At 67.0% G+C, this 16,220-nt stretch carries 16 protein-coding genes and 1 pseudogene; 6 read left to right on the forward strand and 11 right to left on the reverse strand.

The window, feature by feature from the left end; genetic code table 11:
- Positions 1-20: 20 nt before the first annotated feature.
- Positions 21-2,006: a M13 family metallopeptidase gene (locus AC3A6P_RS18445; protein WP_487693113.1), complete on the forward strand. Its 1,986-nt coding sequence runs from the start codon at positions 21-23 to the stop codon at positions 2,004-2,006.
- Positions 2,007-2,065: 59 nt separating this feature from the next.
- Here AC3A6P_RS18445 and AC3A6P_RS18450 read toward each other — a convergent pair whose 3' ends face one another.
- Together AC3A6P_RS18450 and AC3A6P_RS18455 are read right to left on the reverse strand one after the other, a co-directional pair.
- Complete coding sequence (locus AC3A6P_RS18450) at positions 2,066-3,046, reverse strand: L,D-transpeptidase (RefSeq protein ID WP_487693114.1); 981 nt, start codon at positions 3,044-3,046, stop codon at positions 2,066-2,068.
- Positions 3,047-3,328: 282 nt separating this feature from the next.
- Complete coding sequence (locus tag AC3A6P_RS18455) at positions 3,329-3,820, reverse strand: GNAT family N-acetyltransferase (RefSeq protein ID WP_487693115.1); 492 nt, start codon at positions 3,818-3,820, stop codon at positions 3,329-3,331.
- 26 nt (positions 3,821-3,846) lie between these two features.
- Between AC3A6P_RS18455 and AC3A6P_RS18460 the strand changes: the two genes are divergently transcribed.
- Positions 3,847-4,146 (forward strand): thiamine-binding protein, encoded by a 300-nt coding sequence (locus tag AC3A6P_RS18460; protein WP_487693116.1) that lies wholly within the window; start codon positions 3,847-3,849, stop codon positions 4,144-4,146.
- Here AC3A6P_RS18460 and ricR read toward each other — a convergent pair.
- Both ricR and AC3A6P_RS18470 read right to left on the reverse strand, forming a co-directional pair.
- Positions 4,143-4,442: a copper-sensing transcriptional repressor RicR gene (gene ricR / locus AC3A6P_RS18465; RefSeq protein WP_487693117.1), complete on the reverse strand. Its 300-nt coding sequence runs from the start codon at positions 4,440-4,442 to the stop codon at positions 4,143-4,145. The genes AC3A6P_RS18460 and ricR overlap by 4 nt on opposite strands.
- Positions 4,439-5,080, reverse strand: coding sequence for a DUF305 domain-containing protein (locus AC3A6P_RS18470; protein WP_487693118.1), 642 nt, complete (start codon positions 5,078-5,080; stop codon positions 4,439-4,441). The genes ricR and AC3A6P_RS18470 overlap by 4 nt, the downstream gene beginning before the upstream one ends.
- Positions 5,081-5,159: 79 nt before the next feature.
- Between AC3A6P_RS18470 and ilvD the strand changes: the two genes are divergently transcribed.
- From ilvD to aqpZ, 3 genes are all read left to right on the forward strand, one after another.
- Positions 5,160-6,863: a dihydroxy-acid dehydratase gene (gene ilvD / locus AC3A6P_RS18475; protein WP_487693119.1), complete on the forward strand. Its 1,704-nt coding sequence runs from the start codon at positions 5,160-5,162 to the stop codon at positions 6,861-6,863.
- Between the two features lie 315 nt (positions 6,864-7,178).
- Positions 7,179-8,480, forward strand: coding sequence for an NtaA/DmoA family FMN-dependent monooxygenase (locus AC3A6P_RS18480; protein WP_487693120.1), 1,302 nt, complete (start codon positions 7,179-7,181; stop codon positions 8,478-8,480).
- A 124-nt stretch (positions 8,481-8,604) separates the two neighbouring features.
- Complete coding sequence (gene aqpZ / locus AC3A6P_RS18485; protein ID WP_487693121.1) at positions 8,605-9,384, forward strand: aquaporin Z; 780 nt, start codon at positions 8,605-8,607, stop codon at positions 9,382-9,384.
- On the opposite strand, the gene AC3A6P_RS18490 is transcribed toward aqpZ, so the two are convergent.
- From AC3A6P_RS18490 to AC3A6P_RS18515, 6 genes are read right to left on the reverse strand one after another with little or no spacing between them, the layout of a single operon-like run.
- Positions 9,385-10,005, reverse strand: coding sequence for an O-methyltransferase (locus tag AC3A6P_RS18490; RefSeq protein ID WP_487693257.1), 621 nt, complete (start codon positions 10,003-10,005; stop codon positions 9,385-9,387).
- Positions 10,006-10,040: 35 nt separating this feature from the next.
- Positions 10,041-10,526: a TIGR04338 family metallohydrolase gene (locus tag AC3A6P_RS18495; RefSeq protein WP_487693122.1), complete on the reverse strand. Its 486-nt coding sequence runs from the start codon at positions 10,524-10,526 to the stop codon at positions 10,041-10,043.
- Entirely contained in the window at positions 10,523-11,272 is a 750-nt protein-coding gene (locus tag AC3A6P_RS18500) for a DUF2786 domain-containing protein (protein ID WP_487693123.1), read from the reverse strand. The genes AC3A6P_RS18495 and AC3A6P_RS18500 overlap by 4 nt, the downstream gene beginning before the upstream one ends.
- Before the next feature lie 36 nt (positions 11,273-11,308).
- Complete coding sequence (locus tag AC3A6P_RS18505; protein WP_487693124.1) at positions 11,309-12,241, reverse strand: NADP-dependent oxidoreductase; 933 nt, start codon at positions 12,239-12,241, stop codon at positions 11,309-11,311.
- Complete coding sequence (locus tag AC3A6P_RS18510) at positions 12,238-13,305, reverse strand: alpha/beta hydrolase family protein (protein WP_487693125.1); 1,068 nt, start codon at positions 13,303-13,305, stop codon at positions 12,238-12,240. The genes AC3A6P_RS18505 and AC3A6P_RS18510 overlap by 4 nt, the downstream gene beginning before the upstream one ends.
- The gene (locus AC3A6P_RS18515; protein ID WP_487693126.1) at positions 13,302-14,153 is read right to left on the reverse strand and encodes a lysophospholipase; all 852 of its coding nucleotides are present in this window, start codon (positions 14,151-14,153) and stop codon (positions 13,302-13,304) included. The genes AC3A6P_RS18510 and AC3A6P_RS18515 overlap by 4 nt, the downstream gene beginning before the upstream one ends.
- A gap of 62 nt (positions 14,154-14,215) precedes the next feature.
- On the opposite strand from AC3A6P_RS18515, the gene AC3A6P_RS18520 reads away from it, so the two are divergent.
- On the forward strand, positions 14,216-15,220 hold the full coding sequence (locus AC3A6P_RS18520) for a sigma-70 family RNA polymerase sigma factor (RefSeq protein ID WP_487693127.1): 1,005 nt from the start codon (positions 14,216-14,218) through the stop codon (positions 15,218-15,220).
- Between the two features lie 76 nt (positions 15,221-15,296).
- On the opposite strand, the pseudogene AC3A6P_RS18525 reads toward AC3A6P_RS18520, so the two are convergent.
- Positions 15,297-16,210 (reverse strand): annotated as a pseudogene (locus AC3A6P_RS18525) (endonuclease domain-containing protein).
- Positions 16,211-16,220: the final 10 nt, after the last annotated feature.

The raw sequence follows: 16,220 nt of genomic DNA on the forward strand, positions 1-16,220 counted from the left end.
GTGTCTGGAAGACTGGCGGGGTGACGGTAGAAGCTATTCGTTCGGGCATCGACCTGAGCCACGTTGATTCCTCCGCCCGGCCCCAAGACGATCTGTTCGGACACGTCAACGGCCGCTGGCTCACCGACTACGAGATTCCCGCCGACCGGGCCACCGACGGTGCGTTCCGGTCGCTGTTCGACCGCGCCGAAGAACAGGTGCGTGACCTGATCACCGAAGCCGCCGGCGCTCACGCCGACAAAGGCACCGATCAGCAGCGCATCGGCGACCTCTACGCCAGCTTCCTCGACGAGGAGGCCGTCGAGCGGCGCGGTGTACAACCGCTGCTCGACGAGTTGGCGCTGATCGACGAGGCCGGCAGCGCGCAAGCGTTGGCCGCAGTGCTGGGCGGGCTGCAGCGCACCGGTGTCGGTGGTGGTGCGGGTCTCTACATCGACACCGACTCCAAGGACTCCACGCGGTATCTGGTGCACCTCACCCAGTCCGGGATCGGGTTGCCCGACGAGTCGTACTACCGCGAGGAACAGCACGCACAGATCCTGGCCGCCTACCCCGAGCACATCGCGGCCATGTTCGCGATCGTGTTCGACGGCAACGCCGTGGATTACGCGGCCACCGCCGCCAAGATCGTCGCGTTGGAGACCAAACTGGCCGCCGCGCACTGGGATGTGGTGAAACGCCGTGACGCCGACCTCACCTACAACCTGCGCTCGTTCGCCGATCTGCTCACCGAGGCACCGGGATTCGACTGGGCCGGCTGGGTGGGCGCGCTGGGCACCACGCCCGAGAAAGTGGCCGAACTGGTGGTGCGGCAGCCGGATTACCTGACGTCGTTCGCCGCGTTGTGGTCATCGGAGCCGTTGGAGGACTGGAAGCTGTGGGCGCGGTGGCGGCTGATCCATTCCCGCGCCGCGATGCTCACCGATGCCCTTGTCGCCGAGGATTTCTCGTTCTACGGCCGCACGTTGAGCGGCACCGAGGCCATCCGCGACCGATGGAAGCGCGGAGTGTCGCTGGTGGAGAGCCTGCTCGGTGACGTGGTGGGAAAGCTCTACGTGGAGAAGCACTTTCCGCCGGAATCCAAGGCGCGAATGGACGTGCTGGTGGACAACCTGCGCGAGGCCTACCGGGTCAGCATCTCGCAGTTGGAGTGGATGACACCGGAGACGCGGCAGAAGGCGCTGGCCAAACTCGACAAGTTCACCCCCAAGATCGGCTACCCGAAGAACTGGCGCGACTACTCGGCGCTGGTGATCGAGCGTGACGATCTGTACGGCAACTACCGCCGCGGCTACGAAGTGGGTTATGACCGGGAGTTGGCCAAGCTCGGTGGGCCGGTGGACCGCGACGAGTGGTTCATGACGCCGCAGACCGTCAACGCCTACTACAACCCGGGAATGAACGAGATCGTCTTCCCCGCAGGCATTCTGCAGCCGCCCTTCTTCGACGCCGAGGCCGACGACGCCGCCAATTACGGCGGTATCGGCGCGGTGATCGGCCACGAGATCGGGCACGGGTTCGACGACCAGGGCGCCAAGTACGACGGTGACGGCAATCTGGTGGACTGGTGGACCGACGCCGACCGCACCGAGTTCGGTGCCCGCACCAAGGCGCTGATCGAGCAGTACGAGCAGTTCACCCCGCGCGGCCTCGATTCCGGTCACCACGTCAACGGAGCGTTCACCGTCGGTGAGAACATCGGCGACCTCGGTGGCCTGTCCATCGCGCTGCTGGCGTATCAGATCTCGCTGGACGGGAAAGAGGCGCCGGTGATCGACGGCCTGACCGGCGTGCAGCGGGTGTTCTACGGCTGGGCCCAGGTGTGGCGCACCAAATCCCGTGAGGCCGAAGCAATCCGGCGCCTGGCGGTGGACCCGCATTCACCACCGGAGTTTCGCTGCAACGGCGTGATCCGCAACATGGACGCGTTCTACGACGCCTTCGAAGTCACCCCCAGCGACGAGCTGTTCCTCGAGCCGGAGCACCGCGTCCGCATCTGGAGCTAGGCCCCACGGAAACGGCCGCCCCCGTCTTCGGGGGCGGCCGTTTTCGTGTGCTCAGCAGATCAGAACAGCTGCCAGTCCTGGGCCCCGTCGTTCTGGTCATAGAGCCCGGTGGAGTTCTTGATCACGATCGGGTCGCCGCTGCCGAAGTTGTCGTAGAACCACTGCGCGTTCTCGGCGCTGAGGTTGATGCAGCCGTGACTGACGTTGCGCACACCCTGATCGGCCTCCGACCACGGCGCGCTGTGAACGAAGATGCCGCTGTTGTCGATGCGCACGGCATCCTCGACGTCGAGTTTGTAGCCCTCGTCATCAGTGACCGGCACGCCGTAGGTCGACGAGTCCATCACGATGTCGGCGAACTTCTCCAGCACGTAATAGGTGCCGTTCTTGGTCTCGTAGCCGGGCTTGCCCAGCGACACGGGGAAGGTGTTCACCAACTCCCCGTCACGCATGATCTCCATCATCTTGGTGTCGTTGTCGACGGTGGCGACCAGGGATTCGCCGACGCGGAAGCTGGACTTGGTGCCCGCGGCGTCGATGTTGACGACGGTGCCCTTCGGCCAGAAATCCTGCGGACGCCAGCGCACCTGCGAGTCGCTCATCCAGTAGAAGCGGCCCGGCACCGGTGGGTTGGACGAGATGTGGATCGCGTCCTCGGCCATCTGCCGGTTGGCGATCGGGACCGCGAAGTTGATGATGATCGGCTTGGCGACGCCGACCATCGAGCCGTTCACCGGGTTGAACGTCGGCGGCCGGAAGGGCGGCTCGCCAGTGAACGGCAGTGGATTCTGGCCTGCCGCGGTACCGGTGGTGGTGCCGGTCTGCCCCGGCACGGCCAGCGGATCGGCGGCCGGCGCGGCAGGGTTGAGCAGGTTCGGTGGGGGCGGCGGGAACCCGAAAGGGTTGGCCGGGGGTGCGGGCGGTGCTGGCGGAGCCGGGACCGGCGCAGGCACCGGTTCGGCGACTGCCGGCGCCGCTGACAACACCAGTGACGCGGCCGCTCCGACCGCGCCGATCACGGCGATCATTCTCCGACGCATATCCCGTTCCCTCCGCTCTCTCGACGACCAGTCTGGCACAGCCAGTAGGTCAGCTACCGAGCGATATTGCTGCCGGCGAGGCCGTGCAAGCACCTGGTCACCACAGTGAACTGTGAGGATGATCGTCGCTACGGTGTCGAGCGTTACTCCGGTGGAATTCAACCGGAGTTGCCAGCAACGTCGATGGGGCCGAGACGAGGCGCGCGAACAGCGAATTCGGCCGATTCCGGAGGGGTCGGCCACCTTCCTACTCGCAAGCCCCGGCAGATCGCCCGGCGGAGGTCAGCAAGCGATAGGCAGTTCCCAGCGCCACACGGTGCCTTCCTCCGGGTCGCTCACCTCGCCTGCGAAGCGGAAGCCGAGGCGGCGCAGCAGAGCGTTCGACGGGTTCTCCTGGGCCAGGGTGTGTGCGATCACCATGCTCACCCCTGCGGCTTTCGCCTTCTCGAGCATGGCCTGCGCGGCGGCGGTGCCCAAGCCGCGGCCGCGGAATTCGGGTGCGATCTCGTAGCCGAACTCGACGACACCCTCGGCGGGCGGCCCCACGAAACCGCCTGAGCCGACGAGGGTGCCGTCGCTCAGGAAGAAGTGCATCCACCACTGGTGTTCAGTGGGCTTCTCCCGCAGTTTGGCGATGGTGAATTCGATGGACTCGGGAAACTCCGGCCACCCGTCGGGCACCGGGCTGCCGATGATGGTCCCGAACGCCGCGCGGTCGGTGCGCAGGGCGTGCAGCAGTTCGACGGTGGCGGGCACCAGGACGACGTCGGTCACGGCCGCAAGTGTGTCAGGCTGGGCAAATGCTCATTGCGTTCAGCATCAGTCCCAGCGGCGGCGACGAGTCCGGTGGAGTCAGCGCAGCCGTCGCCGAAGCGGTCCGCATCGTGCGGGCCTCGGGTCTGCCCAACGAGACCAACGCGATGTTCACCAACATCGAGGGCGAGTGGGACGAGGTCATGGCCGTCGTGAAACAAGCCGTCGATGCCGTCGCGGCCGTCTCACCGCGGGTAAGCCTGGTGCTCAAAGCCGATATCCGGCCCGGCTTCACCGGGCAGCTGACCGCGAAAGTGGAGCGCCTGGAACAGCATCTGGAGGCCTAACTGCGCACCAGGCGGGCAATGGCCGCCGAGGCCTCGGCGAGCTTCTTGTCCGCCTCGTCGCCGCCTTCGGCCACCGCGTGGGACACGCAGTGGCCGAGGTGCTCGTCCAGCAGTCCCAGCGCCACTGACTGTAGGGCGCTGTTGACCGCGCTGATCTGGGTGAGGACGTCGATGCAGTACTTGTCCTCGTCGATCATCTTGGCGATACCACGCACCTGTCCTTCGATGCGGCGCAGCCGTTTGGCGTAGTTGTCCTTGTTGGGCGAATAGCCGTGCGGCGCCGGTTCTCCCGTCACTGACCACCTCCGAGCATTGTCTTCATCCGATCGATTTCGGCCTGCTGTCCGTCGATGATCTGCTGCGCCAGACCCTTGGCGTCGACGTTCTCACCGTCGGCGAGTTCGGTCTCGGCCATCCCGATGGCACCTTCGTGATGGGCGATCATCGACTCCAGCCACAGTGTGTCGAATTCTGCGCCTTGCAGCGACTCGAGCCGCGACATCGTGGCCGGGTCGACCATGCCCTCCATGCCCTCCATGGACGACATGTCGTGCCCCTCGTGCCCGCCTGCAGCCTCGGGGTTCTCGTTCCACTGCACCAGGAACGCCTTCATGGTGGCGATCTCCGGTTCCTGCGCGGCCTGGATCTCACTGGCCAGTGCCAGCACTTCGGGGTTGGTGGACCGGTCCGGCGCCAGAGCGGAGAGTTCGATGGCCTGCTCGTGATGGGGCACCATGTTGGTGGCGAAGCTGACATCGGCGTCGTTGAAGCCGGCCGGCTCGCCGCTGATCACCGGGGCCTGTTCGGTCTCGGACTGGGTGTGGCCGGCGTGCTCATCAGTGGCAGGCTGGGAGCTGCTACACGCGGAGACGAACAGTGCGGTGGCCAGGGCCGCCAGGGCCGCGGCGATGCGGGTGAAGTTCCGAGGGGTCATACCGCCACCGTACCTGATACCCCCAAGGGGTATTCAAAACCGCTGTGTGCGGCCGCGGGTGAACGGCATACTGGCACCCATGCCCTCAGACTCCGAGATCGACATCAAGCCCCGCAGCCGCGACGTCACCGACGGCCTCGAGAAAACCGCCGCCCGCGGAATGTTGCGCGCCGTCGGCATGGGTGACGACGACTGGGCCAAACCGCAGATCGGCGTCGGCTCGTCCTGGAACGAGATCACCCCGTGCAACATGTCGCTTCAGCGGCTGGCGCAGGCGGTCAAGGGCGGCGTTCACGAAGCGGGCGGGTACCCGTTGGAGTTCGGCACCATCTCGGTGTCCGACGGCATCTCGATGGGCCATGAAGGCATGCACTTCTCCCTGGTCTCGCGTGAGGTGATCGCCGACAGCGTCGAGACCGTCATGCAGGCCGAGCGCATGGACGGCTCGGTCCTGCTGGCCGGCTGCGACAAGTCGATCCCCGGCATGCTGATGGCCGCCGCACGCCTGAATCTGGCAAGTGTCTTCCTGTACAACGGCTCGATCATGCCGGGCGTCGCCAAACTCACCGACGGCTCCGAGAAGGAAGTCACCATCATCGACGCCTTCGAGGCCGTCGGGGCTTGTGCCCGCGGGCTGATGTCGCGTGAGGACGTCGACATCATCGAACGCGCCATCTGTCCCGGCGAGGGCGCGTGCGGCGGCATGTACACCGCCAACACCATGGCCTCGGCCGCCGAGGCGCTGGGAATGTCGTTGCCGGGCAGCGCTTCCCCGGTCGCGATCGACAAACGACGCGACGAGTACGCCCGCCGCTCCGGCGAAGCGGTGGTCGAGATGCTGCGGCAGGGCATCACCGCCCGCGACATCCTGACCAAGGAGGCCTTCGAGAACGCCATCGCCGTGGTGATGGCGTTCGGCGGCTCCACCAACGCCGTGCTGCATCTGCTGGCCATCGCATGGGAAGCCAATGTCGAGCTGTCGCTGGCGGATTTCACCCGGATCGGGAAGAAGGTGCCGCACCTGGCCGATGTGAAGCCCTTCGGCGCCTACGTCATGAAACACGTCGACGAGATCGGCGGGGTGCCCGTCGTCATGCGAGCGCTGCTGGACGCCGGCCTGCTGCACGGCGACTGCCTGACCGTCACCGGGAAGACCATGGCCGAGAACCTGGCCCACATCGAGCCGCCGGATCCGGACGGCAAGGTGCTGCGGGCGATGAACAACCCCATCCACCCCACCGGCGGCATCACCATCCTGCACGGCTCACTGGCCCCAGAGGGCGCCGTGGTCAAGTCCGCCGGTTTCGACTCCGATGTGTTCGAGGGCACCGCACGGGTTTTCGAGCGTGAGCGCGCCGCCCTGGATGCCCTCGAGGACGGCACCATCACCAACGGCGACGTCGTCGTCATCCGCTATGAAGGCCCCAAGGGCGGACCGGGTATGCGCGAGATGCTGGCCATCACCGGCGCCATCAAAGGCGCGGGTCTGGGCAAGGACGTGCTGTTGATGACCGACGGCCGGTTCTCCGGCGGCACCACCGGGTTGTGCGTCGGCCACATCGCCCCCGAGGCGGTCGACGGCGGCCCGATCGCGTTCGTCCGTGACGGTGACAGGATCCGCCTCGACGTCGCCAACGGAACGTTGGACCTGCTGGTCGACGATGCCGAGTTCGAGTCCCGCAAGGCCGGTTTCGAGCCGCTGCCGCCGGTGTACAAGACCGGCGTACTGGCCAAGTACACCAAGTTGGTGGGCTCGGCTGCCGTCGGCGCAGTCTGCAGCTGACCCCCCCTCCCTCCAGCGCGAGCGCGCGTGTCTGCACACAACACGCCGGGCTTTTCCGTGCAAATACGCGCGCTCGCGCTCGGAGAGATCCGGGTGCGCGCTGGGGTCTGGACGGTGCGAACCTGCCGGTTTACCCCGAGGCTCAGGTGGGTTACCCCGAGGCCCGCCACCGCCATGGCGCGAGCGCACACATTTGTACGGTGCGGGTCGGTGTTTCGTGTCCAGACACGCGCGCTCGCCGAAGGTGGGGACTCGAAATCTGCCTGGTACCGCCAGGACACCGCCCAGTAATGGTCTACGTCTTGGCTGTGCTGGGTGACCAACAAATTCCACCTCGGCTGGTTCCTCAACTTCGTCGCCGACGAATGGAACGGCACCTGGGGTGACGGTGGCCGCGACTTCACCGGCGAGTTCTACGTCGAGGTGGCGCGCGCGCTGGAACGGGCGAAGTTCGACTACGTGCTGATCGAGGACAAGCTGATGGTCTCGACCGCCTACGGCGGCACCATGGAGTACGACCTCAAACACGGGGTGAACCCGAAACACGATCCGGTACCGCTGGCGGTGCTGATCGCCGCCGGGACCAGCCGGCTGGGCGTCATCCCCACCATGTCGACCAGCTTCTACCCGCCGTTCCTGCTGGCCCGGCTTTGCAGCACTGTCGACCACATCGCGCGCGGCCGGTTCGGCTGGAATGTCGTGACCTCCGCCGAAGACCGCTCGGCGCAGAACTTCGGCCTCGACAAGCTCTACGAGCATGACGAGCGCTACGCCCGGGCCGCCGAGTACCTGGAACTGGTCAGCAAGTTGTGGGAGTCGTGGGAGCCCGACGCCGTTGAGCGCGACTACATGACGGGCGTATACGCCAACCACAAGAAGGTCCACACCATTGACTTCGAGGGCAAGTACTTCAAGTCCCGTGGGCCGCTGAACACCGCGCCGTCACCGCAGTACCGCCCGACGATCGCGCAGGCCGGCGCCTCGCCGCCGGGGCGCGAGCTGGCCGCTCAGCACGCCGACACCATCGTCTCCCCCGCCGACAGCGTGGAGTCGATGAAGGCCTACCGCGACGACATCCACGCCCGGATGAAGGCCAACGGCAGGGACCCGTCGCACTGCAAGGTGCTCTATCTGGCCTCGCCCATCGTCGCGGACACCAGAGAGGAGGCACTTGCCAAACGGGAGCGCTGGCTCACCGACCCGATGTACGTGGAGTACATGCTGGCCGAGATCTCGTCGATCACCGAGATCGATTTCCGGCAATTCGATCTGGACAAACCCCTGCCCGACGACCTCACCACCAACGGCGAGCGGGGCACGCTCGCGGCGTTCGTGGCCGCGGGCAAAGACAAGACACTGCGTGAACTCGTCACCGGCAGTGGGCTTTCCAGCCACACCCCGTTCTGCGGCACTCCTGCGGAAGTGGCCGAGGAAATGGGTGAGGTGATGGCCCAGGTGGGTGGTGACGGGTTCCTGCTCACCAGCCCGGTGCTGCGGCTCAACCGCCGCTACCTCACCGAGATCACCGACGGGCTGGTGCCCGAGCTGCAGAAACGCGGGCTGGTGCGCACCGAGTACACCACCACCATGCTGCGGGACCACCTACGCGAATTCTGATTGCATTCATGGTGTTTTCGAATTCAACTGTCTCGAAACGGGATTCGAGGCAAAACCGTGCCACGCAAATGTATGCGTGCGACCCTGGGATCATCGGCTATACGCAGATGAAAGGGCAGCACTCATGCGTACGCCCACCATGTCTCACCGTCTCGCCGCGGAGTTCATCGGCACGTTCTGGTTGGTGTTCGGCGGCTGCGGCAGTGCCGTCTTCGCCGCCGCGTTCGTCTCCGGGGACGGGACCTTCCTCGGGATCGGCCTCCTGGGGGTGTCGCTGGCGTTCGGCCTGACCGTGCTCAGCGGCGTCTACGCGTTCGGCACCATCTCCGGCGGCCACTTCAACCCCGCCGTCACCCTCGGGGCGGCGCTGGCCAAGCGGGTCGAGTGGAATGTGCTGCCGGCCTACCTGGTCAGCCAGGTACTCGGCGGCCTGGCGGCGGGACTGGTCATCTTCCTGGTCGCCAACGGCAAGGACGGTTGGACCGCCAGCGGGAACATGGCCGCCAACGGATACGGCGCGCACTCCCCCGGCGGGTACTCGCTGGCCGCCGTGCTCATCACGGAAGTGGTGCTCACATTCCTCTTCCTGCTGGTCATCCTCGGTTCGACCGATGACCGCGCCCCGAAAGGCTTCGCCGGCTTGTCCATCGGGCTCACACTGACCTTGATCCACCTGATCTCGATCCCGATCTCGAACACCTCGGTGAACCCGGCACGTTCCACCGCGGTCGCGTTCTTCAACGGTGACGGCGCCCCGGCACAGCTGTGGGCGTTCTGGGTGGCCCCGCTGGTGGGGGCCGCGCTCGCCGGGGTTGCCTACCCGCTGCTGTTCGGCACCGCCGAGGAACTCGCCGACCGTCCGGTGCGCGACGACGCACTGCCCGGTGGCAGCCCCGACGCCTGACTACGTCACCAGCGCGAGCGCGAACCCGTCCCAGCCCTTGACTCCGACGGTCTGGATGGCGGCGGTGTCGAGCCGGGGATGGCGGCCCATCATCTCCAGCATGTCGCGCACCGCGGCGGCCTGCAGATCATCGGCTTCGGGATGGAGAACCCGCCCATTGCGAATGATGTTGTCCACCACGATGACCGTGCCCGGGCGACCGAGTTCGATCGCCTTCTGCACGTACGCGACGTTGTTCTCCTTGTCGGCGTCGATGAACACCAGGTCGAAGTCGCCGGCCAGGCCGGGCAGGGTGTCCAGCGCCGCGCCGACGATGATCTGTACGCGGTCGGCGACGCCGGCGCGGGCCAGGTTCGCCGCCGCGATCTCGGCGTGCCGCGGTTCGTACTCGAGGGTGACGACGCTGCCCTCCGGCCCCACCGCACGGGCCAGACAGATGGTGCTGTAGCCGCCGAGAGTGCCGATCTCGAGGACGCGGCGCGCACCGGACATCCGGACCAGCAGGCCCAGCAACTGCGCACTCTGCGGCGACACCTCGATTGGCGGCAGGCCGGCGGCCGCGCTGTCGGCCAGTGCCGCGGCCAGCACCGGATCCTCGGGCAGGATCAGCTGATCGAGCATCTCGTCGACGTCTTGGGCGGTGGGGCTCACGCGGCTCACCGTAGCCGCACGCCGTGCTTGGCGTACAGCACCCGCAACACGTGGCCGGCCTCGGGCCCCATCACCGTCCCCGCCAACTCCACGAACGTGGCGGCGAACTCGGGGCCGTGCGGCGGGTCGATCGGGCTCAGGTGATGAGCGACCTCGTGCAACACCACGAGTTCACGCAGCGCCCACCGGGTGGTCTGCTCCGGTACCGCGATGACGCCCGCCCCGTCCCGGTTCTCGTAGTGCGCCGCCTTGGCGCCACGGCGGGGACGAACGGTCAGCGCCGCCGCCTGGACGGAAGGCAAGGCCAGCACCTGATCGACATAACGCTGTACGTCTTGGACGGACCCGAACCGGGCCTCGGGCGGCAAGGTCAGGGAGGTGCCGAAGAAGTCGATGGCACCGGACCCGTGTTCGGCCGCGCGGTCGAACAGGGTCCGGGCGAACTCCTCGGCGCCGTACACCTTGGAGCGTTGACTGTCGCGTGCGGTCACCGGTCCAACGGGGTGCGCGCGCCCGGCAGCTCCGCACTGTTGCCCAGCCGGGCCCGTTTACCCGCCCGGTCACCGGCTCGCCGCGCCGCCGACGAGTACCCGGCCGATGCCCGGGCGGCCCGCCAGGTGCCACGCGCCTGCGATGCGCCGCGGTAGAAGTCGTGCAGTTCGATCTCCTTGTTGCGCAGCGCAAGTGCGGTACCCGCCGAACGCTGCTGGTCTTTGATGATCTCCTGCTGCGCCTCTTCCCTGGCCTCGGCGAGCCGCTGCCCCACCCGGGCGCCGAACGCCAGCTGGAAGTTCAGCCGCGCGGTGATGGTGGGGGTGGGACGGTGCGCACCCGATGAGATGTAGGAATCCGAGGCGCGCACCATCTGCACCACCAGGCTGGCGTAGAGGGCATGGGTGGCGTCGATGTCCTCGGCGAACCCGTAGGCGTACACGAACGCCGAGTTTGATGCCACATCGCAGCGGACGTCGTTGGCCGAGGCGATCACCGCGAACAACTGCACATAGGTGCGCAGTCCCTTGGTCCCGGCCTCACCGATGGTGATGGTGCGTTGTGTCGGCGCTTGCGCCGCTTCACGTTTGGCGGTGTGCGAACGCGCCACCGCCAGGTCGATCGAGGTGGCGGTGGCCAGCCGTTGGGCGGCGGCCATGAAAGCCTCCGCCTCGTGTGCGTTGTCGGTGCCCTCGGCCTGCCGCAGCAGAGCCGCGATACGGGCGAGCATCTTGTCTTCACTCATGGTCGCGCTTGGTGCTCCGTCGTCATGACCGCAATGCTAGGGAACCAGTACGACTTTCCCGCGCGCGTGCCCGGTCTGCAGATACCGGTGCGCATCGGCCGCACGCTCCAGTGGGAACACCTTGTCCACCGACACTTTGAGCAGCCCGGCCGCCGCCAGTTTGATCAACTCCGGGCGCGACGCGTCGCGAATCTCCTGCCCACCGTCGGCCCCGGTGAGGACCGCGATACCCAATTCCCCGGCGCGGCCGAACCCGGCGATGGTGGCGATGCGGGACCTGTCGGTCACCAAATCCGTTGAGACATCGAGGGCTTCGTCGGTTCCCACCAGATCCAGGGCCACGGTCGGGGCGCCGAGCGCGCGCACCCGGTCGGCCAGACCGGCGCCGTACTCGACGGGTTGGGCACCGAGGCGGCGCAGCTGTTCGTGGCGGCCCGCACTGGCGGTGCCGATCACGGTGGCACCTCTGGCGACGGCCAATTGCACCGCCATCAGGCCCACCCCGCCGCCCGCGCCGTGGATCAGCACGGTGTCGTCGCTCCCCACATCGGTTTTCGTCAACAGGTGCCAGGCGGTGCCACCGGTCAGCAGCAGCCCCGCGGCCTCCTCGAAGCTCAGGGTGGCCGGTTTGTGGCCGACCTCGGTGACGTCGGCGACCACCTGGTCGGAGTATCCGCCGGTGATGTTGGTGGCGATCACCTCGTCGCCGACCTTCAACGGACCGGTGTAACCCGAGGACCGCCCCGAGGCCACCGCAACCACACCGGCGACCTCCATCCCGACCGGCAGCGGCAACCGGGCGGGGTCGTCGCCCATGTAGCCGCTGTAGAGCTTGTAGTCGACGGGGTTGGTGCCGGCGGCGCGGACGGTGATCAGCACCTGCTCCGGGGACGGTTGCGGCAGCTCGACATGCTGGACCTCCAGCACGTCGGGCCCGCCGTAGGCCTGTGCGAACACGGTGCGGGTCATGCGCTGCCCTCGACGAACTTGCCGAGCGCGTCGGTCAGCTGTGGGGAGAGCGGACCCCCGTTGGCGTAGTTGGCGACGTTGTCGGTGGGATCGTCACGCAGCACGTGGTTGACACCTTTCAGTTCGACCAGGGTCAGTTTGGTGTGCCGCAGCGCGTCGGCCAGCGGTTTCATATCGGCGCAGTCGGCCTGGCCGTCGGAGTCCGAGCAGGTGAGCAGCACCGGTGTGCCGTTGGGGATGCTCGCCGCCAGCGCCAACGGGTCGATGGCGTCCTGTTCGGCGACGGCTTTGACGTTGCCCGCGTTGAGAATCGCGCTCAACCCGTCCGGCAGCTGACCGGGCGGCAGAGTGCCGTCTCTACGCACCTGGTCGACGGCCCCGAGCCAGGCGGCCAGCACGCCGTCGGCCTGCTCCTTGGTCTTGCTGCCCGCCTCCAGTTGTGCGGCATTGTCGGCTTTGACGCGGTTGGTGATCAGGTCCAGATAGCGTCCGGTCAACGGCTGCAGCAGGGCCAGCGAACGCACCAGTGGCGCACCGGGATCCGTGGTGGTGGCCAGCGCCATCGCATGGGTGGTGCCCTCGCCGAGTCCGTAGACCGAGACCTTGGCCTTGTCGGTGGCCGGCTGTTCGGCCAGGTAACCGATGGCGGCCTTGGCGCCGGCGGTGTACACCGCGCTGCCCACGTCCTGCGGGCGCTCGGCGTAGGGACCCAGGCCGGTGGCTCCGGTGCCGATCTTGTCGTAGCGCAGCGACGCCACGCCGTGTTCGGACAGGTATTCGGCGAGCTGACGCATGTTGCCGACGGGACCTGCGACGCGGTTGTCGCCGTTGCGGTCGGTCTGCCCGCTCTCCGAGATCAGCAGCGCCGCCGGCCCCGGGGCGTCATCGGACAGATGCCGGTAGGTGCCGTGGATCGTCAGACCGTCCGCGTCGAACGTCACGTCCGTCTCGGTCCAGGTGCCGGCCTCGGCGCCCTCTTCCTGGGGGCCGGGAGGCTCCGAGGACGAGCAACCGGCGGTGAGCACCATGAGCAGTGAAAACAGGATGCCGGCAACCACTTTCACAGGCGTGCCTCGATCCATGCGATCACGTCGTCGAGCACTCGGTTACGCTCGGGTTCGTTGAACACCTCGTGGTACAGCTCGGGGTAGACCTTCAAATGCACATCCTCAGACGCTACGCATTCGACCAGGTGTTCGCTGCCCGAGGCCTGGATCAGCCGGTCCTGTCCACCGTGGACCACGAGCAGCGGCTTAGTGAAACCGTTCGCGCGCTTGGGCATGGTTTCCCCGACCAGCAGTAGCGCCCGGGCCACCCCGGCCGGGACCTTGCCCTGGTGCACCAGGGGGTCGGCCCGGTACGCGGCGACCACCTCGGGGTCACGCGATACCGCGGTGGCGTCGAGTTCCTGCACCGGCACACCCGGCAACACGGCGCCGACGGTCTTGCCGAGCCTTGCCAGCGCCGGGGAGACCGCGGCCTGTGCGGCGATGGCGGGGCCGGACAGGACCATCAGGTCGTAATCGGCGGGGTGCTCGGTGCCGTAGGCGAAGACGATCGCGCCGCCCATACTGTGCCCGAGGACGATCTTCGGCAGGTCAGGATGTTCCTTGTCCGCGATACCGACAAGGGTGGCGAAGTCGGCGGTGTACTCGCCCATGTCTTTGAGGTAGACGCGTTTGCCACCGGAGCGGCCGTGCCCGCGGTGGTCCAGCGCGTAGGTGAGGAATCCGGCGTCGCCGAACCGCTGGGTCACGTGGTCATAGCGGCGGGCGTGTTCGCCGAAGCCGTGCGCCAGCACGATGACGGCCCGAGGTTCGGTGTCGGGAGTCCAGGTGTCGTAGACGATCTTGATCTCGCGTCCGCCACCTCGACTGCCGGTGAACGTGCGCTCCGTCCGGGTGGAAACCATCTGGGCAGAGTAACCGCGCAACTCCCCTGGAATTGTCGGACCTACTGAGTAAGGTCGAGGCGGTGAGCGTCCTCGCGCATCAACTGGAACAAGACCGACCGGAACAAGAAGGCCGAGATGCGTTCCTGGCGGACGCGCAGCGGTACCGCCGCGAGCTGCTGGCGCACTGTTACCGGATGACCGGTTCCCTGCATGATTCCGAAGACCTGGTGCAGGAAACCTATCTGCGGGCGTGGAAGGCCTACGACAAATTCGAGGGCAAGTCCTCGGTCCGCACGTGGCTGCATCGCATCGCCACCAACACCTGCCTCACCGCGCTCGAAGGCCGGCAGCGCAGGCCCCTGCCCACCGGGCTGGGTGGGCCCGCCTCCGAGCCCACCGATGAACTCAACGTCCGCACCGAGGTGCCGTGGCTGGAACCGCTGCCCGACGTCAGCGGTGAAGACCCGACCGACCCTTCGGTGATCGTCGGTTCCCGGGAGTCGGTGAGGCTGGCGTTCGTCGCCGCACTCCAGCACCTGTCACCCCGTCAACGTGCGGTTCTGGTCATGCGTGAGGTGCTGCAGTGGAAAGCGGCGGAGGTGGCCACCGCGCTGGACACCAGCACCGCCGCGGTCAACAGCCTGCTGCAGCGCGCCCGCGCCCAGCTCGACGAGATCGGGCCCAGCCAGGACGACACCATCGCCCCGCCGGAATCTCCGGAAGCCAAGGACCTGCTGGACCGCTACATCGACGCGTTCCAGTCCTATGACATGGACAAGCTGGTGAAGCTGTTCACCGAGGACGCGGTGTGGGAGATGCCGCCGTTCGACAGCTGGTATGTCGGACCCGAGGCCATCGTGGCGTTGTCGCGGGACAAATGCCCCGCCGAGAAGGCCGGCGACATGGTGCTGCTTCCCACCACCGCCAACGGTCAGCCGGCCGCGGCCATGTACATGCGCAACGGCGACAAGCACCTGCCCTTCCAGCTGCACGTCCTCGACATGAAGCCCGGCGGGGTGTCCCACGTCGTGGCGTTCCTGGACACCTCGGTGTTCCCGAAGTTCGGGCTGCCGGAAAGCCTGTAGCCGTCCGCACGCCCAGCGTGGACTTAAGCCACGCCTAGGCCCCCAAAGCGTGACACAAATCCACACTCGCGAGTCACTACGGCCCAAGCACGATCCACGAGTAGCGGGCAGTGATCCCACTGCCGTCCACCCAGGGGCAGCCATTGGCGCGCAGCGCGTCACACCCCCGCCTCACGACCAACCATGGACGGTTGCGCAACATGTCAGCGCCGACATGCACTATGCGCCAACCGAATCGGCGAGTTCGACGTTCCTGTCGATGTCATGGGCGCGCTGCCTGGGGTCTGTCCAATGTTGCTCGCCGTCATACTCGACACCAACTTTGCAGTCTTCCCATCCCATGTCGATCCTGGCGAACGGATAGCCGCCCGCGTCACGCACGTTGATCTGCGTCTGCGGTCGCGGAAATCCGGACTCCACCAGCAGGAGCCTGGTTTTGGTCTCCTGCGGCGATTCCGCACCGCCGTCCATGAGTCCGAGCACCTGCCGCAGTTGCACCGCGCCCCGAACGCCTGGACGACGAGCTGCCAGCGCGCCGATCTCGGCCGAGGTCACGCCCGTGGCCCTGGCCAGTGCATCCAGCTGAATGACCGCCTCGGCGAGTTTCGGGCGGTGACGGCCGATATCGAACCCGGTGCGTGCGGGTGTCGTCACTGACATACCCCGCACGGTCATGAATTCGTCGTCGGCAAGTACCACTCGGTGCGCTCGGATCCCGCTGGCACACGCCTGCGCGCGCACCAGTTCTGCCGGCAGTCGGGCATCCAGCCAGCGCGCGCCCATCACCGCGGCCGCAGACACGCCCGCCACGGTCGCCGACCGCCCGGAGAACAACCAGGCTGCTTTGGCCTTGGCAAGCGGGGTGACGTCGTAACCGATCGGTATGTAGACGTTGCGGTGCATCTTCACGTATCTGCTTCGCAGAGTCCGCCTGGTGACCAGTCCGGCGGCGATGGCTTCGGTACCGAGGAACGGTTCGGTGAGGTTCATGCCCGGGACG

This window comes from Mycobacterium sp. Soil_C_30 (genome assembly GCF_057656995.1).